The sequence below is a fragment of the Streptomyces sp. NPDC043812 genome (genome assembly GCF_056436245.1).
Window position 1 is genome coordinate 272,075 of record NZ_JBWKCY010000007.1, and the last position, 20,615, is coordinate 292,689.

Below are 20,615 nucleotides of genomic sequence, written 5' to 3' on the forward strand. Positions count from 1 at the left end.
AGGGCCCGCTCCGGTGGGCCACGTTGGCGGCGTGGTCCAGGCCTGAGCGGTCCGTCGCGGTGTCAGGCTTGGGTGGCGGACAAGGTTGTCCGCGGGGTGCCGGGAGAGGGGCGGCCCAAACCCAGGCGGCGGCCGATCCGGCTCATCGCCTGTGACATGCGGGACGGGAAGGAGTCCGGGGCGGGGATGGTCACCGGCCGCACGCGACCGTTGTGGATGGCGGAGATCCGCCAGCCCAGCTCGGTGCGGACGACCACGAGGGTCTGCCGCGACAGCCGTCGCCTGGGCAGCTCGGAGCGCCAGGGCATCAGCACCGATGCCGTCCCGTGGACGAGGGCGACGCCTGCGGCGACGTGCCGGATCGTCTCCAGGTCACCGACGAGCGCCGAGCCGGCCAACACGCCGCGGAAGAGGCGGTCGTGGTTGTCCTGGAGGGCCGGTCGGCCGGTCGCCCGGGTGCCGTCGTAGGAGACGTAGTCGGCGTCGTCGGTGAAGCAGGCGCCGAAGGCGGCGGCGTCATTGTCGGTCCACGCCTGCATGAACTGCTTGAACAATTGCGTGATCTGCTCGTCGCTGGTGGGCATGGTGTCCTCCGAGAGCTATCATTTCGACTGTCGAATCTTACGCTAACAGAAAGCTTCGAATGTCGAAAGATGATGGCGTGGCCGACGTCGCCGCGCGGATGAGGAAGCTCCAGCAGAGCTTCGACGCCTTCGATGAAGCAGCCGCGGCCGTGCTGGGGCTGAACCGCACCGACCTGCGCTGCCTGGATCTGATCCTGGCCGACGAGCCCGTGTCAGCCGGCGAGCTCACCACTGCGGCCAAGCTCAGCCCGGCGGCGACGACGACCGTCATCGACCGTCTCGAACGAGCGGGCTACGTCACCCGAAGCCGGGACTCCGTCAACCGGCGGCGGGTTCTGGTCACCGCCACCGAGGCCGCCCGCGCCGCCGAGCGCGAGGTGTACGGGCCCGTCGGCGAGGCGGGAATGACGGCGCTGCGGCGCTACGACGAGCAGCAGCTCGCTGCGATCATCGACTTCCTGGAGACAGCCCGCCGGGTCCAGGAAGAACAGACGGCGCGCCTCAAGGGGCTCACGATCAGTGGATGAACGGCCGGGGGTGGTGGGACTCGGCATGTCCCGCTCGCCGTTGGTGAATTGACTGCGCAGACGGGGCGTGGGTGTCCGGAGTCGGCTTGTGTCGACCGACCTGGACACCCTCGCTACGGCACTGTGCGTCGCGCCCTGGTGTGCGCGTGAAGTGGCTGCCGTTCTGCAGCCGAGCATCGGTAGCGGCCGTTCGCGGGCCTGGGTTCAGGTGGTGGGGGCCTGGTAGAGGCCTCGGCCGGCACGGTGCGCACGGGAGGTGGCGACGAGGCGGTCGAGGGTGCTGCGGACGGTGTTGATGCTTCCTGTTGTGTCGTCGCGGCCGATGGCTTGGGCGACGTCGCGTGCGCGCAGGGGGGTGTCGGGGGTGTGGTGCAGGACAGCGATGACCTGGTCGGTGAGGCCGCTGGTGTCCGGGACGGGCGCGGCGGCGGTCTTCTTCCTTCTGGTCACGGCGGTGGCGGCCTTCTTCGCCGGCCGACGTGTGGAGGTTCGTGCGGCAGGGACCTTGGGGGCAGTCTTCCTCTTGGTTCCGCCAGCGGTCGTACGTGTCTTGCGAGGTGCGGTTGTGTTCTGCGGAGCGGTCTCAGCGACAACTGTCGGTGCGGGTTCGGGCGTTGGATCCTCCTCCGCAGTGGTCTGGAGGGAATGTTCGGTCGCGGTGGGGGTGAGTGTTCGGTGCTCCACCGCGGGAGTGCGGGGCTGTGGGACTGCTGTGGCGGACAGCGCGCTGAGGGCGGTGAGGGCGCTCCGTACGGATTCCAGGCGTTCGGACACGGCAGCAAGTTCCTCCTCCAAGGCCTGCTGCTGGTCCTCGAGCTGTGGGAGTTCGGCTCGGAGCAGGGCGGTTGCCGCTTCGATGCTGCTCTCCGGGCTGGCTGTCGGTGTCATGTTGCGCTCCTGGTGCGTGGGGGATGTGGTGTTGAGCAATGCCGGTGTTGTGATGCAGGGTACGGCCGGTGCGTGTTGTCTGACACGGCAAGGGCGTATTCCTCACAGATCCCCGGTGGGGGAGGGCATTTCATGGCGGGTCCTGGGCGGTCCGGCGGTGGCGGCAGACATGGTGCTCGACGTGCTCCGCGGCAGGATTGCCGACGGGTGGTGTGGTCATGGCCGGTTCGGCTGTCGTAAGCAACAACGAGCGTGAACCCGCAATGGTGCGTGCTGCTCGCAGGGCGATCGGGCGAGCACTCCGGTGGGGTCCGGGTGCGAGGGCTGATCGTCGACCGCCACGGAAGCCCACTCGCCGTCACGCTCACCGGCGGGAATCGACACGACGTCACCCAGCTCGTGGCACTGCTGGACGCGGTCCCGACGATCCGGGGCATGCGGGGACGGCCTCGCCGCAAGCCCCGGCGCCTGTACGCCGACCGGGGCTACGACTTCGACAAGTACCGCCGCCTGCTGTGGAAGTGCGGCATCAAACCCATGATCGCCCGGCGCGGCGCCACCCACGGCTCCGGGCTGGGCAAGGTCCGCTGGGTGGCCGGGCGCACCTTCGCGTGGCTGCACCAGTTCCAACGGCTCCGCATCCGCTACGAGCGACGCGCCGACCTCCATCAGGGTCTGCTCGAACTCGCCTGCAGCCTCATCCGCCTCCGCCGCCTGCGCACCTCATCCACGTCGGAAACCGTCCTGCCGGTGAGATCCGACCTGTCCTGTCAACAGCTCACACGAGGAAAACTCCACCCAGTACGCGCCAACGGGAGCCCGGATGAGTTCCACCACCCCACCGCGGCCGGTCGACGTGACCGTGCTCTTCCCTCAGCTGGCCCCGCTGGCGCGCACGGCGAGGCTGGGAGACGGTCGACTCTGCGCTGTACAGCTCGTACGCGGACGACCCGCAGGAGCTCTACGTGAACAACCTCTGCCACGCCCCCGGCTGGAAGACCGGCGGCTGGACCCGCTGGAGCCCCACCGACCCCGTCGACCGCTCCTGCCCCGAGTGCGGCACCGAGGCGGTCCCGCTCCTCACCATCGCCTCCTGGGAATGGGACGGCGCCGGCGAGACCTGGATCGCCGAGGAGGAACGGACGACCCCGGCCCCGCGTCTCCTGGGCATCTCGCCCTGGAATCCCACCAACATCGGCATCGCCGGCGGCAACAACCTGCAACTCCACACCTGCCCTGCGTCCCCGGACCATCCGCGCATCGAACTGATCCAGTGAGGGTGCGCCATCTTGAAAGTCGCTGGTCAACCTCTCTTCCGTGAGGTTCGGTCGGGGTGCTCCTGCTGGTCGTGGGCGGCAGTCTGCGCTGAAGGTCATTTGTCGGCTGTCAGCGGTGGACTTCGAGGTTCGTCAGGCCGAGCAGTGCGCGCAGGAGCTGGGTGGCGCGGGCGGGGTCGGCGCGGAGGTTGGTGAGTGTGCGTCAGTTCTTGAGGTGGGCGAAGCCGTGTTCGACGGGGGCGGCCAGCGGCGCCGGGGGCCCGCCCGCACGCTCACGGGGCGCAGGCCTCGGCGATCGACAGGCTGTTCTCGTAGAGGTGGTGCCGGGTGATCCGGCCGCCCTCGACGGTGAGGTGCAGCGCGAACGGGCCGTCGAAGGACTTTCCCGTGGCGCGTACGGTCCCCGACACGTGTCCCATCAGGACGGCGTCGGTGCCGTCGACGAGGAAGGTGTCGACGGAGGCGCGCGCCTCCTCGGGCACGGTGTGCTCCATCAGCTCCGTGAACTGGGCGGCGCATTCGGCGGCGGTCGACCGAGGGCGGATCCACGGGACGGCGGGGTTCTCGGCGAGCAGCCAGTCGACCTCGTCGGCGAAGATCGCGACGAGCCGCCCGGTGTCCCCGGCCAGCCGGGCGGCAAGGAATTCCTGTACGGCTGCCCGGGTTGCCTCGGCGACGGAACCCGCGGTGGTGGCTGAACTCGCCGTGGTGTCGGTGGGCTTGACGGACATGGTGCTCTCCTCGCAGCTGCGGCCGGATCCCGACGGGGGTTCCCGTCGATGTGCTCGATCCTGCCGGGGGAGAGGGGGGGCGGTCGATTACTCCGGGAGTAATGAGCGGCCAAGAGTGATAGCGGCACACCTCGTCACGCACGTCCTGCGCCCGTCCAACGGGGACGGTGACACCTCCGCCTGCTAGGACGCGACGCGTCGGCCCGGCCCGGGCGGTCGAGGCCGAGAGCGCGGCGGTCCATGACAGCCGTCCGGTGCGCGTCTTCCTCCGGGGGCGCGGGTTCGTTCCTCCTTGCGGCTATGCGAAGGGTGATGGTGCGAGGGGGTGGTGGTGAGCATCAAGCCTTGAACCAGTGGGAGCGCTCTGGTGCTCGCGGGTGGCCGGGAGCGCAGCCTGGACGACTACTCAGCCCTGGCTTCCGACAGCGGGCTGCACGTCGCCGATGTGCACACGACCGCACTCGGCCACGTGATCCTCGACTGCGTCCCGCGGTCCGCCGCAGTACCGGGTGTTGCGTGATATGCGCGGCACGGGGAGCGGTCCGCGAGCGGCGACGAGCCGGCCGGGACGCGGGCCGGCTCAGTCGAGTGCGCCGAGGACCCGGCGCACATATGCGTTGCGGAACTTCCCGGACGGATCGACTCTGTCGGCGAGCGCCGCGAAGTCGTCGAGCCGCGGATATCGTGTCCGGAGCTCGGCAGGCGGGACGCGGAACACCTTGCCCCAGTGCGGACGAGGACCGAAGGGCGCCAGTCGCTCCTCGACGAGGCCGACCACGGGCAGAACAGCGGTGGCGTCCGGCACCCAGGTGAAGTGGACGGCGGCCGTGTCGCGGCCGTGGGCCGGGCTGAGCCACTGGGTGTCGGCGGCGACCGTACGTACCTCGCAGACCTGCAGCACCGGCGCGATCGCGTCCCGCACCGAGTCCAGGGCGTGCAGCGCGGCGAGCGCGTCGCAACGGGGCAGCAGGTACTCCGACTGCAGCTCGGCGCCTGCGCTCGGGGTGAACTCCGGCCGGAAATGCGGGAGACGCTCGTGCCAGGGCCCGGCTTCGCCCAGCTGGGCGGTGCAGTTGCCGGCCGGCATCCCCGGCACCGGGTGGAGCTGCTCGGTGGCGGGCGCCGCCCACGGGAAGGCCGGCGGCGGCCCGTCGCAGCGCTGCTTGACCCACACCTGGGTGAAGCGCGGGGCACGCCAGTCGGTGAACAGACTCACGCTGTACGCGGCCGAGCTCACCGCCGCGAAGTCGAGTGCGGCCAGCGGGAGTTCGGTGAACACGTGCTGGCTCACCTCGAAGGCGGGCTCCAGGTCCAGGGTGAGCGCGGTGACGACGCCGAGCGCGCCGAGCGCGCCGAGCGCGACCACGCACCCGTCGAAGCCGTCGTCGCCGCGGTTCAGCGTGCGCGAGGAGCCGTCGGCGGTGACCAGTTCCAGCGTGCGCACCGCAGCGGCCAGCGACTGGTTCGCGTTGCCCGAGCCATGTGTTCCGGTGGCCACCGAACCCGCCACGCTGATGTGCGGGAGCGACGCCATATTGGGCAGCGCGAGCCCTCGGCGGTGGATCAGGTGCGCCAGCTCCGCGTACCGGACCCCGCCGCTGACGCGCACCGTGCGCGCAGCCGTGTCGACGTCGACCGAGGCGGGAAGCGCGGCAAGCGAGAGCAGCGTCCCCTCCGGGCCGTCCACGTCGGCAATGGTGTTGAACGAATGCCCGGTGCCGAGCACCCGCACCTGATCGCCGGCCGCGACCAGCGCCCGCAGCTCGTCCAGCGTCCCGGGGCGATGTGCATCCGCCGCCGAGAAGGTGATGTTGCCTGCCCAGTTGGTGACGCTCACCCGCGCAGTCCTCCCTCGCGATTTTGCTGTCGGCGCGCCAGGCGCCGGGCCTGTACTCCGGGCACACGGCGGTGGCGTGTGCCCGGAGGGCCGGTCCGGTCAGCGCACCGAGAAGCTGTGCACCGTCGTCGAGCGGTAGGTGTCGCCGGGCCGCAGCACCGTGGACGGGAAGGCTAGCTGGTTCGGGGAGTCCGGGAAGTGCTGGGTCTCCAGGCACAGGGCGTCGCCTTGGCGGTGGATGGTGCCGCCCGTGCCGACCAGCGTTCCGTCGAGGAAGTTGCCGGAGTAGAACTGCAGGCCCGGTTCGGTCGTCGCGATCCTCAGGACGCGGCCCGAGGACGGGTCGCGCAGCATCGCGCCGTGCTCCGGTTTGTTGGTGCTGCCTTTGTCCAACACCCAGTTGTGGTCGATGCCCTTGCCGTACAGGAGTTGCTGGTGTGCGACCCGGATGTCCTCGCCGACCCGTTTGGGCCGGCGGAAGTCGAAGGGCGTGTCCGCGACCTTCGCCAGCTCACCCGTGGGGATGAGGCCCGAGTCGACCGGGGTGTACCGGGAGGCGGCGATGCTCAGCTCGTGGTCGTGGATGGTGCCGCTGTCCTCGCCCGCCAGGTTCCAGTAGACGTGGCTGGTGAGGTTGACGACGGTGGCCTTGTCGGTGCGGGCCTCGTAGTCGATGCGCCAGTCGCCCTGCCGGGTCAGGGTGTACGTCACCTTGACCCTGAGGGTTCCCGGGTAGCCCATGTCGCCGTCGCCGCTGGTGTGGTGCAGGACCAGGCCGATGTCCGAGCCGGAGGTGAAGGCCTCCACGTCCCAGACCCGCTTGTCGAAGCCTTTGGACCCGCCGTGCAGGCTGTTCTCGCCGTCGTTGACGGACAGCTGGTACGCCTTGCCGTCCAGGGTGAACCGTCCCCGGGCGATGCGGTTGCCGTAGCGGCCGATGAGCGCGCCGAAGTACGGGCTGGAGGCGACGTACTCCTCGAGGGTGTCGAAACCCAGCGAGACGTTCTTGTACCGGCCGTGCCGGTCGGGTGTCTCCAGGGACTGCACGATGCCGCCGTAGGACAGCACCTTCAGCCGGGTGCCGCCGTTGGCCAGCGACCAGCGATAGACCTTCGTACCGTCGGCGAGCTTGCCGAACAGCTCCTTCACGGGCCGGCCGCCGTGCGAAGCGGGGGCGTGCGCGTGTGCGGTGGTGGTGCCGAGGGTGGTCGCGGCGAGTCCCGCCGCCGCGGCCGCTGCCATCACAGTGCGTCTGCTCGTTTCCATGCGTGGCTCCAGAAGGGGGAGTGGGATACCTCTGCGTTGCCTACGAACCGACCTTGCGCTTGTTCCACACGTCGAAGCCGACCGCCGCAAGCAGGACCAGGCCCTTGATGACCTGCTGCCAGTCCGTGCCGACGCCGACGAGGTTCATGCCGTTGTTGAGTACACCGAGGACCAGACCGCCGATGATCGCGCCGAGGACGGTGCCGACGCCGCCGCTCATCGAGGCGCCGCCGATGAACGAGGCGGCGATCGCCTCGAGTTCGAAGTTGGTGCCGGCCTTGGGGGAGGCGGCGTTGAAGCGGGCCGCGAAGACCAGCCCGGCGAGGGCGGCCAGCATGCCCATGTTCAGGAAGACCAGGAAGGTGACCTTCCTGTCCTTGACGCCGGAGAGTTTCGCCGCGGGCAGGTTGCCGCCGATGGCGTAGACGTGGCGGCCGATGACCACGTTGCGCATCACATAGCCGAAGCCGACGACCAGAAGAGCCAGCATCAGCAGCACCACGGGGGCGCCCTTGTAGCTGGCGAGCAGCAAGGTGACGGTCAGCAAGGCGGCGACCAGGGCGGTCAGTTTGAGTGCGAACATCTTCGCGGGCAGCACATCGAGCGCGAACTCCTGCTGCCGCCTGCGGTCGCGCATCTCCTGGATGACGACGAACGCGATCAGGACGAAGCCGAGCAGCAGGGTGAGGTTGTGGTAGTTGCTGTCCGGGCCGACCTCCGGCAGGAAGCCGTTGGCGATGGTCTGCAGGCCCTTGGGGAAGGGGCCGAGCGTCTGGCCCTTGAGGACGATCTCGGTGGCGCCGCGGAAGAGCAGCATCCCCGCCAGCGTCACGATGAAGGAGGGTATGCCCAGATACGCGATGAAGAAGCCCTGCATCGCGCCCGCGGCCGCGCCGAGGGCCAGGCACAGGGCGACCGCGATCGGCCAGGCCACATGATGCTGCACCATGAGGACCGCCGCGACCGCGCCCACGCAGGCCGTGAGCGAGCCGACCGACAGGTCGATGTGGCCTGAGATGATGACGAGCATCATGCCGATCGCGAGGATCAGGATGTAGCTGTTCTGCAGCACCAGGTTGGAGACATTGCGCGGCAGCAGCAGGTCGCCGCCCGTCCACACGGTGAACAGAGCCACGATCAGGCCGAGCGCGATCAGCATGCCGTACTGCCGCATATTGCGGCGCAGGCCCTCCAGGAGCAGGCCCAGCAGCCCGCCCTCGGCCTTGCCGCGACCAGCGCCGTCACCGGACGGGAGCGGGGCGTCCGCCGGAGTCCGGGCCGTCAGATTCGTACGCATCCTGCTACCTCTTGTCCTTCGTCATCTGACGCATCAGCACTTCCTGCGTGGCCTCCGCCCGCGACACCTCGCCGGTCAGCCGGCCGGCGGACATCGTGTAGATGCGGTCGCACATGCCGAGCAGTTCGGGGAGTTCCGAGGAGATGAAGACGATGGCCTTGCCCTGGGCGGCGAGCTTGTCGATCACCATGTAGATCTCGTACTTGGCGCCCACGTCGATGCCGCGGGTCGGCTCGTCCAGGATCAGTACGTCCGGACCCGCGAAGATCCATTTACTGAGGACGACCTTCTGCTGATTGCCGCCCGACAGCTTGCCGACCCGCTCGGCGACCGTCGGCGCCTTGATGTTCATGCTCTTGCGGAAGCCCTCGGCGACCTGCCGCTCCTCGTGCTCGTCGACGATGCCGCGCCTGGCGACCTTGCCGAGTGCGCTGAGGGAGATGTTGCGGCCGATCGTGTCGATGAGGTTGAGCCCGTAGTGCTTGCGGTCCTCGGTGACGTAGGCGATCCCGTGCCGCACCGCCTCGGGGACGGTCTTGGTGCGGATCTCCCTGCCGTCCTTGAGGACGGTGCCGCCCGCATAGCGCCCGTACGTGCGCCCGAACACGCTCATCGCGAGCTCGGTGCGGCCCGCGCCCATGAGCCCCGCGATGCCCACGATCTCGCCGCGGCGCACATGCAGCGTGACGTTGTCGACGACCCTGCGGTGCTGGTCGATCGGGTGGTGCACCGTCCAGCCGCGGATCTCCAGGGCAGGTGCCGTGCCCTGCTCCGGCTGGTGCGGAGTGCGTTCGGGGAAGCGGTGGTCGAGGTCGCGGCCGACCATGCCGCTGATGATGCGCTCCTCGGTGGTCTCCGGTGCCTTCACATCCAGGGTCTCGATGGAGCGCCCGTCGCGGATGATGGTCACGGAGTCGGCGACCCGTGCGATCTCGTTCAGCTTGTGCGAGATGATGATCGAGGTGATGCCGTGGGCCTTCAACTCCAGGATGAGGCCGAGGAGTTTGCTGCTGTCCTCGTCGTTCAGCGCCGCCGTCGGCTCGTCGAGGATCAGCAGCTTCACCTCCTTGGAGAGCGCCTTCGCGATCTCCACGAGCTGCTGCTTGCCCACGCCGATGTCGGCGACCCGGGTCTGCGGATTCTCGTCGAGTCCGACCCGGCGCAGGAGCTCCGAGGCATGCCGCAGTGTTTCGTGCCAGCTGATCACGCCGCGCGTTGCGTGTTCGTTGCCGAGGAAGATGTTCTCCGCGAGGGAGAGGTAGGGCACCAGGGCGAGCTCCTGGTGGATGATCACGATGCCGCGCTGCTCGCTCGCCGTGATGTCCTTGAACCGGCACGGCTCGCCCTGGAAGAGGATGTCCCCTTCGTAACTGCCGTGCGGATGGACGCCGGAGAGGACCTTCATCAGGGTGGACTTGCCGGCGCCGTTCTCCCCGCAGATGGCGTGGACCTCGCCCGGGCGGACGGTCAGGGTGACGTCCGAGAGCGCCCTGACACCGGGGAACGTCTTGACGATCGAGCGCATTTCCAGGACGGGTCCCGCCATGGTCGTGCCTTCCTCTGTCGCTTGTGGGCCCGGCCCCGGGCGCAGAAGCCCGGAGCCGGGGATGGTCGACTGCGCCGGCTACGTGAGGTCGCTCTCCTTGTAGTAACCGGTGTCGATCAGTTCCTTCTTGTAGTTGTTCTTGTCGACGCTGATCGGGTCGAGCAGATAGGAGGGGACGACCTTCGCGCCGTTGTCGTACGACTTGGTGTCGTTGGTCTCGGGCTTCTCGCCCTTGAGGGCGGCGTCGACCATGCCGGTGGCGACCTCGGCGAGCCGGCGCAGGTCCTTGTAGACGGTCTGCCGCTGCTCGCCTGCGATGATCGACTTCACCGAGGCGACCTCGGCGTCCTGCCCGGTGACCACCGGCCACGGCTTGGACGTGGTGCCGTAGCTGTCGCCGCGGAGCGCGGAGAGGATGCCGATCGAGATGCCGTCGTACGGCGAGAGCACCGCGTCCACGCGCTTGGAACCGCCGTACGAGGAGGTCAGCAGGTCGTCCATGCGGCGCTGGGCGGTGCCGCCGTCCCAGCGCAGGGTGGTGACCTGGTTGAGTTCGGTCTGCTTCGACTGGACGACCAACTGCTTCTTGTCGATGTACGGCTTCAGCACCTTCATCGCGCCGTTGAAGAAGTAGCGGGTGTTGTTGTCGTCGTTGGAGCCGGCGAACAGCTCGATGTTGAACGGGCCGTTCTCGCCCTTGTCCAGGCCGAGTTGCTCCACGATGTAGGTGCCCTGCAGCCTGCCGACCTTTTCGTTGTCGAAGGAGGCGTAGTAGTCGACGTGCTGCGAGTTGAGGATCAGGCGGTCGTAGGAGATCACCGGGATCTCGGCGTCGGCGGCCTGCTGCAGGACGTTGTCCAGCGACTTGTTGTCGATGGCCGCGATGACCAGCGCGTCCACACCCTGCGTGATCATGTTCTCGATCTGCGAGACCTGCTGGTCCGGGTCGTCCTCGCCGAAGACGAGCTTCGTCCTGTAGCCCTTGGCCTTGAGGTCCTTGACGACGTTGTTGCCGTCGGCGATCCAGCGCTCGGACGACTTGGTCGGCATCGCGATGCCGACCGTGGCGTCCTTGGTGTCCTTCTTCTCCTCGCTGCCGCCCGAGCTGTCCTGGCCGCAGGCGGTGAGCGAGAGGCTGAGGGCGAAGCAGGCTGCGGCGGTTGCCGCGGTACGTATACGCATGATCAGGAGTCCTTCTCGGTCTCGTCGCCTGGAACGTTGTCAACGGTGGTGGTCGTGCTGAAGCGGTTCAGCGTGCCGGGCAGGCGGGAGCCGAGCGGCGACATGCCGCCGTCCGCTCCGTGCCGGGCCAGCAGATCGAGGGCGAGGCGGCCACGGCGGACACGCTCGCGTGCGGTGTCGAGGGTGAGGTCGCGCAGATGCGCCCCGTAGGGGTAGATCCCGGACGTCTTCGACAGGCCGAACTTCAGATACAGGGGTGCGCCGCGCCGGATCAGTTCGGCGATCTCGTACATCCGCACATAGCCGCCGAGGTCGTCCGGCGCCTCGACATACATGTCCATGGGTGCGCGGGAGACCCGGCGGATCTCGGTGACATGGGCGAGCGTGAGGTCGGAGGGGACGTTGAGCGAGTCCGCGCCGAGCTGCTCGTACACGGCGTACGAGGCGGGGTTGACGGGTCCGACAAGTGCGGAGACCTTGAGCGTGGTGCCGGCCGGGATCACGCCTGCCAGGCGGGCGCGGTGCAGCGCCCACAGCACGCCCTCGTCGGCGACGAGCAGGCACGTGACGCCCAACTCGGTTGCGCGTACGGCGTCTTCGATGCATCCGGCGAGCGCGTCGTGGCCGCGGGCACGCAGCCCGGCGCCGCGCGAGTCGGTGCGCACGGACGCGCCGGTGTCCCAGGTGCCGCGAGGGCCGGTGAACAGGCAGAGCTCGATGTCGCGCTCGCCGGCCGCCTCGACCATCTCGGTGATCTCGGAGTCGGACAGCATCCAGACGCCGCTGCCCTGGCTGATCCGGTGGATCGGGACATGCAGGCGTGAACTCTCCTTGAGGACGACGGACAGCGCCTCGGGGCCCTCCACCGAGGGGATCTCGGTGCGCCAGGTGCCGCCGTCGGGAAAGGAGTGCGCGGAGGCGTCGGCCGGGTCCAGGGCCGGCACGACATGGCCGATACGGGCCAAGGCGCCGGCGCCGGGGCGGCGGGGTGAGAACGGGGCGATCACGGGACTCCCATGTTCGAAATTTCGGACGAGGTTCGAGTTGATGGGCGCGCGGCGGTGCGGATCGATCGGTGTACGCCGGCGCGGCGGCGGTCAGGCGGCCACGTCCCGCCGATGGCTAGGCCCTGTCCGGACAGGACCTAGGGGCGGAGCAGTACCTTCCCGGTCTTCGGGTCACCGCCGCCGACCAGTGCGATGGCCTCGTCGAACCGCTCCAGCGGGAACTCGTGGGTGATCAGAGGTGCGGGATCGAGCAGTCCGAGGCCGAAGGCCCGCACCGCGTCCGACCAGGCGGACGAGGATGCGCCGAAGACGCTGCGGATCTCCAACTGGCTCAGTGAGAGGTGCACCGGGTCGATGCCGGTGGCTCCCGGTGTGAACATCCCGGTGAGCACCACCCTGCCGCCCCGGCGCGCGAGGAGGCAGGACGAGGCGGCGGTGGTGGGCGCCCCCGCGGTCTCGACGACCAGGTCGAAGCGGCCCCGCGCCCCGGCCTCGGCAGCACCCGGGGACAGGCTTTCGCTCGCTCCGAACCGCCGCGCCTGCTCGCCGCGTTCGGCCCGCGGGTCGATCACGGTCAGCGCGGCGGGCGAGCGGGCGGCAAGCAGCTGGACCGCGAGCAGCCCGAGGGTGCCCGCACCGACGACGGCGATCCGCTCGCCGGGGCTGGGGCGCCCGGCCCGCACTGCCGCGGCGATCACCGCGGCCGGCTCGAGGAGGGCGGCGGCCCGCAGGTCGGCGTCGTCGTCGAGCGGGTGCAGCAGCCGTGCGGGCACGGTCAGCCGGTCGGCGAACGCGCCCGGCTCGGTGAACCCGGTCTCGGCGTACCCGCCTGTGCACAGGCTCGTCTCGCCGCACCGGCAGCGCTCGCAGACCCCGCAGGCCCGGAAACCCTCGGCCACCGTCTTTCGGCCGACGAGCACGGGGTCGACACCCTCGCCGACCGCCTCGACGGTCCCGGACCACTCGTGGCCGGGGATCACGGGATAGCTGACATAGGCGGCGTCGCGATGCCCGTCGTAGACCTCGCGGTCGCTCAGGCAGATCCCCGCGGCGGCGATCCGCACCAGGACCTCGCCGGGTCCCGGCTCCGGCACATCGCCGTGCACCAGGCGGTGGACGCCCGGCCGTTCGATGACCAGGGAACGGCTGACCCCGCCGGGGGAGCGGTCGTCCCCGCCGGGGAGGCGGCTCGCTTCGCTCGGGGCGTGACTCACCTGGGCGCCCTCTGCTCCCAGCCCTCGGCCCACAGGTCGAAGTGGGCCTTCTGCTGCGGGAACTCGGCCGCGGCGTCCACATCCAGCTCGACACCGAGCCCGGGGGCATGCGAAACGTCGAAGCAGCCGGTCTCCGGGTCGACCTGGGGCGCGCCCCTGACCACCTTCTTGATCTCCGCGTCCGCGAAGTCGTTGAAGTGCTCGAGGACTTTGAAGTTCGGGGTGCAGGCGGCCAGTTGGAGCGAGGCGGCAGTGAGCACCGAGCCGCCGACGTTGTGCGGGGCGACGAGCATGTAGTGCGTCTCGGCGGTCGCCGCCAGCTTACGGGTCTCCAGAATGCCGCCGATGTGTCCGAGGTCCGGCTGGATGATGTCGGCGGCCTGCGACTCGAAGAGCTCCCGGAACTCGATCCGGTCATGGATCCGTTCACCGGTAGCGACCGGGATGTCCACCTTCCCCGCGACCTTCTCCAGGGCTTTGAGGTTTTCCGGCGGCACCGGTTCCTCCAGCCAGGCGGGCTTGAAGGGCGCCAGCTCGCGGGCGAGCCGCACCGCGGTCGAGGGACTGAACCGCCCGTGCATCTCGAGCATCAGCTCGCTGTCCGGCCCGATGGCGTCGCGTACCGCCTCGATCAGCGACACGGCGTACCGGGTCTCCTCGGCACCGAGCTCGAGGTGCCCGGTCCCGAACGGGTCGATCTTCAGGGCACGGTAGCCGCGCGCCACGACCTCCTGGGCCGCCTTGTGGTACGCCTCCGGGGTGCGCTCGGTCGTGTACCAGCCGTTCGCGTACGCCTTGACCTTCTCGGTCACCTTGCCGCCGAGCAGTTGCCACACCGGCACGCCGAGCGCCTTGCCCTTGATGTCCCAGCAGGCCATCTCGACGACCGCGATGCCGGACATGACGATCTCGCCGGCCCGCCCGAAGTCGCCGTACTTCATGCGACGTACGAGATCTTCCACGGCGAACGGGTCGGAACCGGCGATGTGGTTCGCCTCCGCCTCGCGGAGATAGCCGAGCAGTGCGTCGGTGCGACCGAGCATGCGGGTCTCGCCGACGCCGGTGAGGCCCTCGTCGGTGTGGACGAGGACGTAGGTGAGATTGCGCCAGGGGGTCCCGACGACATGAGTACTGATTCCCGTGATGCGCACGGCAGTTGCCCCTAGGTCTGGGTCCGGTCGTTCGAGATTTCGTCATGCGTTCGAAATGTTGGCGCGACCGTATTCAGGCCCTCCGGGCGGTGTCAATGGGGTGCACAGCAGTCGTTTCTGCAGAACCATTGCCCCGTGAACAGAGCTGTGACTAGCCTGTGTTCGTCATATCGGCCAATGGTCGGAATTTCGAACAGGGTGGGTGAGGGCCATGGGACGTCTTGTCCCCGCGGTGACCAGGGCGCTGGACATACTCGAACTGTTCCTGGAGGGGGACGGAACGCTCTCCACGCCGGACATCACCCGCAAGCTCCAACTCCCGCGCACCACAGTGCACGAGCTGGTCACCACGCTCGCCGCCCGCTCCTACCTGGTGGCCATGTCCGAACAGCCCGGCCGCTACCGCCTCGGGGTGCGCGCGTACCAGCTCGGCAGCCGCTACGCGGAACAGCTCGACCTCGCCGCCGAGGGACAGCGGGTGGCCCGTGAGGTCGCCGAAACATGCGACGAGACGGTCCATGTCGCGATCCTCGAAGACCTTGACGTCATCTACATCGCCAAGGTCGACTCGACCCACGCGGTCCGCATGGTCTCGGCCGCGGGACGCAGGCTCCCCGCGCACTGCACCTCGGTCGGCAAGATGCTCCTCGCCGCGCTCCCGGCCGCCGAGCTGGACCTCCGCATCGAAGAGGAGGGCGAACTGGCCGCGATGACCCACAACAGCATCACCGACCCCGACGAACTGCGCGCCGCCCTCACCGAGATCCGCGAGCGCGGCATCGCCACCGAACACCGCGAGTCGAATCCGGACGTCAGCTGCGTTGCCGCTCCCGTGCGCGACAGCTCGGGCCGCGTCGTGGCCGCCCTGTCCATCTCCGTCCCCATGATCCGCTGGTCCGAGGAGCGCGAGGCCGAACTCGCCGAGCTGGCCGCCAAGGGCGCGGGCGACCTCTCCGTGAGCCTCGGCCACCGCGGCGTCGCGCGGTGACGGCCGTCGAGGTCGCGGTCAGGGAGTCGGCCGCGCTGGGTGAGGGCACCACCTGGGACCCGGCGACCGGGCGGCTGATCTGGGTGGACATCCTGGGATCCCGTATCCACACCTATGAGCCGGGCAGCGGCCGCCGGACGGTGCTGGCCGCCGAACAGCACGTCGGCGCGGCCAAGCCACGCGAGGACGGCGGCCTTGTCGTCAACCTCCGCGACGGCGTCGCACTGTACGACGCGGACGGCGCGTTCTCCTGGCTCGTGCGCGCCCCCGTACCCGGCCGCCGCGGCAACGACGCGGCCGTCGCGCCCGACGGCTCCCTCTGGGCCGGCACCATGCGCTACGACGAGCAGACCGGCGGCGGCAACCTGTCCCGCATCACCCCCGACGGCACCGCCACCGAGCTCTTCCCCACCGTGTCCGTCAGCAACGGAACGGGCTGGAGTCCCGACGGGAGCCTCGTCTACTACATCGACAGCCCCACCCGCCGCATCGACGTCTGCCGGATGGACGGCCAACTCCCGGTCGACCGGCGCCCCTTGGCGATCATCGAGGAAGGAGCCGGCTTCCCGGACGGCCTGACCGTCGATGCCGACGGCTGTGTGTGGGTCGCTTTGTGGGACGGCGCCCAACTGCGCCGTTACACGCCGGACGGCGACCTCGACCGCACCCTCGCCCTCCCGGTCAGCCGCGCCACTGCCTGCGCCTTCGGCGGTGCCGGGCTGCGCGACCTCTACATCAGCACCGCTCGCACCGGCCTGACCCGGCCGCACCCGCTGTCGGGCTCGCTCCTGGTGGTGCCGGACGCGGGCGAGGGGCTGCCCGGAACGCCCTTCGGGGGCTGACCCGTTCCTGACGGTCCGGGCCGGCGAACGAATTCCCCGACGGAGGGCACGGCACGGACAACTGGGCGACGCAGGCGGCACGGCCGGCTGTCGCCACGCGTGCGCCACGATCACAGGATCCGGCGCTGCACTCCGGACGCCTTGCCCCGGAGTCGTTGAGGACTGCCGCACTCAGCGGGTCCTGGGCGGAGCGCTGGTGGGGGATCGGCGACTCTCCCTGCCGCGCAATCGTCCGCGTCGGAGCGGGAATGCTGATGTCCTCGGCGCGAAAGCGACCGTGCAGACGCTTGATGAACTCGTGCGTGGTCCGGTACTGGTCGCTGCGTCAGCGCCCGTCTCCCGTGTGCCCCCGGAGGCCGTGACGGCCGAACCCGGCGGAGCTCCTCGGCACGGTCGTCGCGATCGGCCGATGGCGGGAGACAGGCGTATGCGGGCAAGGGCTCGCCGACCGGACGCGCGTACCGCGCGTGAGGGCAGGGGCTCGCCGACCGGACCCGCGTACCGCGCCGCCCTTACCGGAGACCGGAGGTTTCCACGACTAACCTCCGCAGCATGCTGCGTATCGCCGACACCCGCACCGACATCCCCGTGGAGATTCCCCCCGGGCATCGCCACCTGCTGCACATCTGCGTTCACCTGCCGGTCGTCCCCACCCACATCGGTCCGACGGACCTGCGTGCACCGCTCGTCGGCGACGTACTGGCGCGGACCGCGGAGCTGCACGGACTGCAGACACTCACGGCCCTCACGAGACCGGACCTGCCGCAGGAGCAGGTCGAGGCGCTCGACCGTGCCATGGCCTCCCTCGGCGTCCACCCGCCCGCCACCGTCGGTGCCCACGAACCGACCGGGACGCTCGGTGTTCCGTCCTCTGTCCACGTGCTCGCTCCCGGAACTCCCGCAGACGCCGTCGACGGTGTCCGCATTGACGTGGGCCGGGTCACCGCGGCGCCCCCGAACGAGGGCGCCCCAGGTCCGACGGACGAGAGCGCTCCTGAGCCGGCCGAACCGCTCGCCGTGAGGATGCTGCTCCTCGGCCACCCGTACCGCACGCCGGTCACGGTCACCCCCACCGCGCTCGCCGAGGCGCAGCAAGCACTGCGGCAGTGGCGGCGCAAGGTGTCCTCCTGGGCGCAGGAGCCGTCCAAGCCGATCCCCGCCGCCTTGCTGGGACAGGCTCATGCCGCACTCGCCGACGATCTGGACGTCCCTGCCGTGCTGGACATGCTGCGCAGCGTGGAAAGGGACGCGGACGTGCCGGCGGGCGCCAAGTTCGAGACCTTCGCCCATCTCGACCGCGTCCTCGGACTGGACCTCGTGAGCGAGGTCGGTCACCAGCGGCCGGAGACGCCATGACAGCGGCCGACTCCCGGCGCCTGGTCATGCTGCGGCACGCCAAGTCCGCCTGGCCCGACGACGTGGCAGACCACGAACGACCACTTGCCCCGCGTGGCCGGCGCGACGCCCCGGCCGCAGGCCGCCGACTGCGCGAGGCCGACTGCGTTCCCGACCTCGTCGTGTGCTCCACCGCACGCCGTGCCCGCCAGACGTGGGAGCTCGCCTCCGCAGAGCTGGAGACCGACGCGCAGTTGATCCACGACGCACGCCTCTACGGGGCGAGCGCCCCGGAGTTGCTCGCCGTGGCACGGGAAGTCCCCGCGCACGTACGGACGCTGATGCTGATCGGACACAATCCCGGCCTGCAGGAGCTGGTTCTGCTGCTTGCCGGTCAGGCGGACGGCCACGCGTTGGAGCAGACACGTACGAAGTTCCCCACGTCCGCCATCGCCGTGCTGCGCGTCCCCGGCCCATGGTCGGCCCTCGAACCGGGTGCCGCCCGGCTGACAGAGATGGTCGTGCCCCGCGGGACGAAGCCCTGACCTGATCCGAAGAGCAGGCGTCAGCCACATGCACTCCTCCAGAGAGCGTGGTCGACGACACTTCCACCAGCTCGGCGGCTCCGTCGAGATCGGCCTGGGACAGCAGAGGCAGTCCCCTGGGCGACGCTGCGTCCTTCGCCTGGGTGCGAGGCCCGGGCCGCCGACGGGCACGCCGGCCTCCTCCCCGGTGTCCTCGACCCACCCGGCGGAGCGGGTCGAGGACACCGCGGCGCTGTGCAGCGGACCGCCCCGGCGTAGGCTTCGCTCAGCACAAACGGGGCCGGGGGCGGAGCACATGACGACAGAGACAGCACCGAGGTGGGTGTCAACCCTCGATTCGGTCGTGGTGTACGCGCAGGGCGCGGTCTGCCGCCGCCTGGCACGGGGCATCGTGCCGCCGGACGGCCGGGTGCGGGTGACGGGACTGCCCCGCTCGCTCGACCCGGGCTCGCTGCGTGCCCGTATTCTGCGCGCCCCCGGGGTGCGCGTCACCGAGGCCCGGGTGGAGGTCGAGGCAGAGCCTCTCGCTACCGGCACGCCCGACGAGTTGCAGCGCGAGGTCGAGCGGCTGCTCGACGAGTACGCGGCGGCGCAGCAACGCCGGGACCGCCGGCTGAGCCTGATCGAAGAGGTCAGGGCTCTGCACCCGGTCCCGCCGGCCCGCAGGCGCGAGGACCCGCACCGCCGCACCCCGGTCGACGCGTGGCTGGAACTCGCCGACTTCGTCGACGAGCGGCTGACGGGACTGCACACCCGCCTCGTCGAACTGGAGGAGGCGCTGCGTCGCGTCGAGCACGAGCTCACCATCGCCGCGGACAGGCTCGCCCGCGCCTCCACCGACGCACCGTCGGCTCACGTGAAGACCACGGTTTCGGCGGTCCTGGCCCTCGACGGAACCAGTGACGCGGAGGTGGAGGTGGAGCTGGAGTACGGGGTGCCGGGCGCCGTCTGGGTGCCGACCTACCGCCTGACCCACCGTCAGGGCGACCACAGCGGCCGCCTGGTGCTGCGCGCCTCGGTCGCCCAGCGCACCGGCGAGGACTGGACCGGCGTGTGCATCGCCCTGGCCACCGCCGACCTGCGGCGCGGCACCGACCTGCCGAGGCTCCGCTCGATCCGGATCGGACGCCGTCAGCCCGCCCCCGTGCCTGCCGGCTGGCGCGAGCCCCCGGCAGGGCTCGCCGACCTGTTCGCCGGGTATGACGCGGAAGGCCCTCGCCCCGAGACGACCGCCGCACCCGCGGCAGTTGGGGCCGGCCCCGCGCCCGTGGCTGCCGCGGGCGGCTTCGCGCCCGGTCCCGTTCCGCCACCGCCCCCGCCGCCCGCACCGCAGGGCTACGGCGGGCCTCCCGCCGCGTTCCCAGTGCCCGGCGGCGCAGACGGCACCTCCCTGGACGTCTTCGGCGGCGGGATGCCCGCCCTCGCGCAGCCGGTCGCATCGCGACCGGACGCCAGGCCGCGCTCCGGCGGCAGGGCATTTGCGGCCCCCGCAGCCATGGCCCCCGCGGCTCCTGGCGGGGCTGCGCCGCCGCCACCGCCTCCGGCACCGGTGGCCGGTCCGCCGCAGCCGAGCGGCGCCGAGCTCGACTACGCCGCCCTCGTCCTGTGCGGCCCCGACGAACAGGGCGGTCGCAGAGGCCGGCTGTTTCCCGACTCTCCCTTCGACCCGGTGGCGGCCGAGTACCGCCGCCGCGCCGAATCGGTGGCCGCGCTGCCGCTGCCCGGCCACGCCGTGCGGCCCCGCGAGTCGGCGGGTTCCTTCGACCACCGTTTCGATGCCACCGCCCGCGCCGACATTCCGTCGGATGGCACCTGGCACGCCGTCACCGTCGGAGAGATCCCGGTCGGGCTGCGCACCGAATACCTCTGCGTGCCGTCCGTGGAGCAGACCGTGTACGCGACGTTGGTGCTCTCCAACGCCACCGACCAGGCTCTGCTCGCCGGCCCGGTGGAGGTCACCGTCGACGACGACTTCCTGCTGACCGCCGCACTGCCCACGCTCGCCCCCGGCGCTGTCCGCCGGGTGGGGCTCGGACCGGCCGAGGGTGTCCGGGTCACCCGCCGTACGAACCTGCACGAGTCGACCTCGGGCCTGCGCAACAACACCACCGTGCTCGACCACCGCGTCCACGTGGAGCTGGCCAACCAGCTCGCGAGGCCCATCACCGTCGACGTCCACGAGCGGGTACCCGTCACCTCCGAACCGGATGTCCGGATCGTGGAACGGGCCGACTGGACGGCACCCGAGGACGGCGCCGGGCCCGAACACCATGCCCCGGGCACCCGCGTCTGGCGGGTCGATCTGCCCGCCGGCGGCACCACCGCACTCGACGGCGGCTACGAGATCCGCATCCCGGCCGGCAAGGCACTGGTCGACGGCAACCGCAGGAGCTGACAC

At 70.3% G+C, this 20,615-nt stretch carries 19 protein-coding genes and 2 pseudogenes; 9 read left to right on the forward strand and 12 right to left on the reverse strand.

Annotated elements, in window-relative coordinates; translation table 11 throughout:
• Positions 1-62 precede the first annotated feature (62 nt).
• Positions 63-584 (reverse strand): SgcJ/EcaC family oxidoreductase, encoded by a 522-nt coding sequence (locus AC067Z_RS13695; protein ID WP_478789668.1) that lies wholly within the window; start codon positions 582-584, stop codon positions 63-65.
• A gap of 59 nt (positions 585-643) precedes the next feature.
• Here AC067Z_RS13695 and AC067Z_RS13700 point away from each other — a divergent pair, with 59 nt between their 5' ends.
• Positions 644-1,111, forward strand: a complete 468-nt coding sequence (locus AC067Z_RS13700; RefSeq protein ID WP_478789669.1) for a MarR family winged helix-turn-helix transcriptional regulator — start codon at positions 644-646, stop codon at positions 1,109-1,111.
• Between the two features lie 204 nt (positions 1,112-1,315).
• Here the strand turns inward: AC067Z_RS13700 and AC067Z_RS13705 are convergent, their stop codons facing one another.
• On the reverse strand, positions 1,316-1,999 hold the full coding sequence (locus AC067Z_RS13705; protein WP_478789670.1) for a hypothetical protein: 684 nt from the start codon (positions 1,997-1,999) through the stop codon (positions 1,316-1,318).
• A 285-nt stretch (positions 2,000-2,284) separates the two neighbouring features.
• On the opposite strand from AC067Z_RS13705, the pseudogene AC067Z_RS13710 reads away from it, so the two are divergent.
• A pseudogene (locus AC067Z_RS13710) lies at positions 2,285-2,722 on the forward strand (IS5 family transposase); the annotation flags it as partial.
• 242 nt (positions 2,723-2,964) lie between these two features.
• The gene (locus AC067Z_RS13715; protein WP_478789671.1) at positions 2,965-3,276 is read left to right on the forward strand and encodes a hypothetical protein; all 312 of its coding nucleotides are present in this window, start codon (positions 2,965-2,967) and stop codon (positions 3,274-3,276) included.
• A 272-nt stretch (positions 3,277-3,548) separates the two neighbouring features.
• On the opposite strand, the gene AC067Z_RS13720 is transcribed toward AC067Z_RS13715, so the two are convergent.
• A complete protein-coding gene (locus AC067Z_RS13720) occupies positions 3,549-4,007 on the reverse strand; it encodes a nuclear transport factor 2 family protein (RefSeq protein ID WP_478789672.1) in 459 nt (152 codons plus the stop codon).
• 367 nt (positions 4,008-4,374) lie between these two features.
• Between AC067Z_RS13720 and AC067Z_RS13725 the strand changes: the two genes are divergently transcribed.
• Positions 4,375-4,527, forward strand: a complete 153-nt coding sequence (locus AC067Z_RS13725) for a hypothetical protein (RefSeq protein ID WP_478789673.1) — start codon at positions 4,375-4,377, stop codon at positions 4,525-4,527.
• 60 nt (positions 4,528-4,587) lie between these two features.
• Here the strand turns inward: AC067Z_RS13725 and AC067Z_RS13730 are convergent, their stop codons facing one another.
• The 8 genes from AC067Z_RS13730 to AC067Z_RS13765 all read right to left on the reverse strand — a co-directional run bounded on the left by AC067Z_RS13730 (position 4,588) and on the right by AC067Z_RS13765 (position 14,507).
• Complete coding sequence (locus tag AC067Z_RS13730; RefSeq protein ID WP_478789674.1) at positions 4,588-5,844, reverse strand: D-arabinono-1,4-lactone oxidase; 1,257 nt, start codon at positions 5,842-5,844, stop codon at positions 4,588-4,590.
• 99 nt (positions 5,845-5,943) lie between these two features.
• The gene (locus AC067Z_RS13735) at positions 5,944-7,110 is read right to left on the reverse strand and encodes an aldose epimerase family protein (RefSeq protein WP_478789675.1); all 1,167 of its coding nucleotides are present in this window, start codon (positions 7,108-7,110) and stop codon (positions 5,944-5,946) included.
• A 40-nt stretch (positions 7,111-7,150) separates the two neighbouring features.
• Positions 7,151-8,407 carry a multiple monosaccharide ABC transporter permease gene (gene mmsB, locus AC067Z_RS13740; RefSeq protein ID WP_478789676.1) on the reverse strand — a complete coding sequence of 419 codons (1,257 nt, stop codon included), beginning with the start codon at positions 8,405-8,407 and terminating at the stop codon, positions 7,151-7,153.
• A 4-nt stretch (positions 8,408-8,411) separates the two neighbouring features.
• Positions 8,412-9,953 (reverse strand): multiple monosaccharide ABC transporter ATP-binding protein, encoded by a 1,542-nt coding sequence (gene mmsA / locus AC067Z_RS13745; protein WP_478789677.1) that lies wholly within the window; start codon positions 9,951-9,953, stop codon positions 8,412-8,414.
• A 78-nt stretch (positions 9,954-10,031) separates the two neighbouring features.
• Positions 10,032-11,135 carry a multiple monosaccharide ABC transporter substrate-binding protein gene (gene chvE / locus AC067Z_RS13750; RefSeq protein WP_478789678.1) on the reverse strand — a complete coding sequence of 368 codons (1,104 nt, stop codon included), beginning with the start codon at positions 11,133-11,135 and terminating at the stop codon, positions 10,032-10,034.
• Between the two features lie 2 nt (positions 11,136-11,137).
• Positions 11,138-12,142, reverse strand: coding sequence for a hypothetical protein (locus tag AC067Z_RS13755; RefSeq protein WP_478789679.1), 1,005 nt, complete (start codon positions 12,140-12,142; stop codon positions 11,138-11,140).
• 137 nt (positions 12,143-12,279) lie between these two features.
• Entirely contained in the window at positions 12,280-13,281 is a 1,002-nt protein-coding gene (locus AC067Z_RS13760; RefSeq protein WP_478789698.1) for a zinc-dependent alcohol dehydrogenase, read from the reverse strand.
• A 71-nt stretch (positions 13,282-13,352) separates the two neighbouring features.
• A complete protein-coding gene (locus AC067Z_RS13765) occupies positions 13,353-14,507 on the reverse strand; it encodes a mandelate racemase/muconate lactonizing enzyme family protein (protein ID WP_478789680.1) in 1,155 nt (384 codons plus the stop codon).
• Between the two features lie 211 nt (positions 14,508-14,718).
• Between AC067Z_RS13765 and AC067Z_RS13770 the strand changes: the two genes are divergently transcribed.
• Both AC067Z_RS13770 and AC067Z_RS13775 read left to right on the forward strand, forming a co-directional pair.
• The gene (locus AC067Z_RS13770; RefSeq protein ID WP_478789681.1) at positions 14,719-15,495 is read left to right on the forward strand and encodes an IclR family transcriptional regulator; all 777 of its coding nucleotides are present in this window, start codon (positions 14,719-14,721) and stop codon (positions 15,493-15,495) included.
• Complete coding sequence (locus AC067Z_RS13775; RefSeq protein ID WP_478789682.1) at positions 15,492-16,337, forward strand: SMP-30/gluconolactonase/LRE family protein; 846 nt, start codon at positions 15,492-15,494, stop codon at positions 16,335-16,337. Before AC067Z_RS13770 ends, AC067Z_RS13775 begins: the two co-directional genes overlap by 4 nt.
• 178 nt (positions 16,338-16,515) lie before the next feature.
• On the opposite strand, the pseudogene AC067Z_RS13780 reads toward AC067Z_RS13775, so the two are convergent.
• Positions 16,516-16,659, reverse strand: a pseudogene (locus tag AC067Z_RS13780) (mechanosensitive ion channel family protein); the annotation flags it as partial.
• Positions 16,660-16,889: 230 nt separating this feature from the next.
• Between AC067Z_RS13780 and AC067Z_RS13785 the strand changes: the two are divergent.
• From AC067Z_RS13785 to AC067Z_RS13795, 3 genes are all read left to right on the forward strand, one after another.
• Positions 16,890-17,693, forward strand: coding sequence for a hypothetical protein (locus AC067Z_RS13785; RefSeq protein WP_478789683.1), 804 nt, complete (start codon positions 16,890-16,892; stop codon positions 17,691-17,693).
• Positions 17,690-18,217, forward strand: a complete 528-nt coding sequence (locus tag AC067Z_RS13790) for a SixA phosphatase family protein (RefSeq protein WP_478789684.1) — start codon at positions 17,690-17,692, stop codon at positions 18,215-18,217. The genes AC067Z_RS13785 and AC067Z_RS13790 overlap by 4 nt, the downstream gene beginning before the upstream one ends.
• A 295-nt stretch (positions 18,218-18,512) precedes the next feature.
• On the forward strand, positions 18,513-20,612 hold the full coding sequence (locus AC067Z_RS13795; RefSeq protein ID WP_478789685.1) for a DUF4139 domain-containing protein: 2,100 nt from the start codon (positions 18,513-18,515) through the stop codon (positions 20,610-20,612).
• The last annotated feature ends 3 nt before the right edge of the window (positions 20,613-20,615 follow it).

Coding starts and splice junctions, on each gene's coding strand:
- AC067Z_RS13705 (WP_478789670.1), bottom strand. CDS start 1,999: ATGACACCGACAGCCAGCCCGGAGAGCAGCATCGAAGCGGCAACCGCC.
- AC067Z_RS13785 (WP_478789683.1), top strand. CDS start 16,890: ATGCTGCGTATCGCCGACACCCGCACCGACATCCCCGTGGAGATTCCC.
- AC067Z_RS13790 (WP_478789684.1), top strand. CDS start 17,690: ATGACAGCGGCCGACTCCCGGCGCCTGGTCATGCTGCGGCACGCCAAG.
- AC067Z_RS13695 (WP_478789668.1), bottom strand. CDS start 584: ATGCCCACCAGCGACGAGCAGATCACGCAATTGTTCAAGCAGTTCATG.
- AC067Z_RS13720 (WP_478789672.1), bottom strand. CDS start 4,007: ATGTCCGTCAAGCCCACCGACACCACGGCGAGTTCAGCCACCACCGCG.
- AC067Z_RS13735 (WP_478789675.1), bottom strand. CDS start 7,110: ATGGAAACGAGCAGACGCACTGTGATGGCAGCGGCCGCGGCGGCGGGA.
- AC067Z_RS13700 (WP_478789669.1), top strand. CDS start 644: ATGTCGAAAGATGATGGCGTGGCCGACGTCGCCGCGCGGATGAGGAAG.
- chvE (WP_478789678.1), bottom strand. CDS start 11,135: ATGCGTATACGTACCGCGGCAACCGCCGCAGCCTGCTTCGCCCTCAGC.
- mmsB (WP_478789676.1), bottom strand. CDS start 8,407: ATGCGTACGAATCTGACGGCCCGGACTCCGGCGGACGCCCCGCTCCCG.
- mmsA (WP_478789677.1), bottom strand. CDS start 9,953: ATGGCGGGACCCGTCCTGGAAATGCGCTCGATCGTCAAGACGTTCCCC.
- AC067Z_RS13770 (WP_478789681.1), top strand. CDS start 14,719: ATGGGACGTCTTGTCCCCGCGGTGACCAGGGCGCTGGACATACTCGAA.
- AC067Z_RS13795 (WP_478789685.1), top strand. CDS start 18,513: ATGACGACAGAGACAGCACCGAGGTGGGTGTCAACCCTCGATTCGGTC.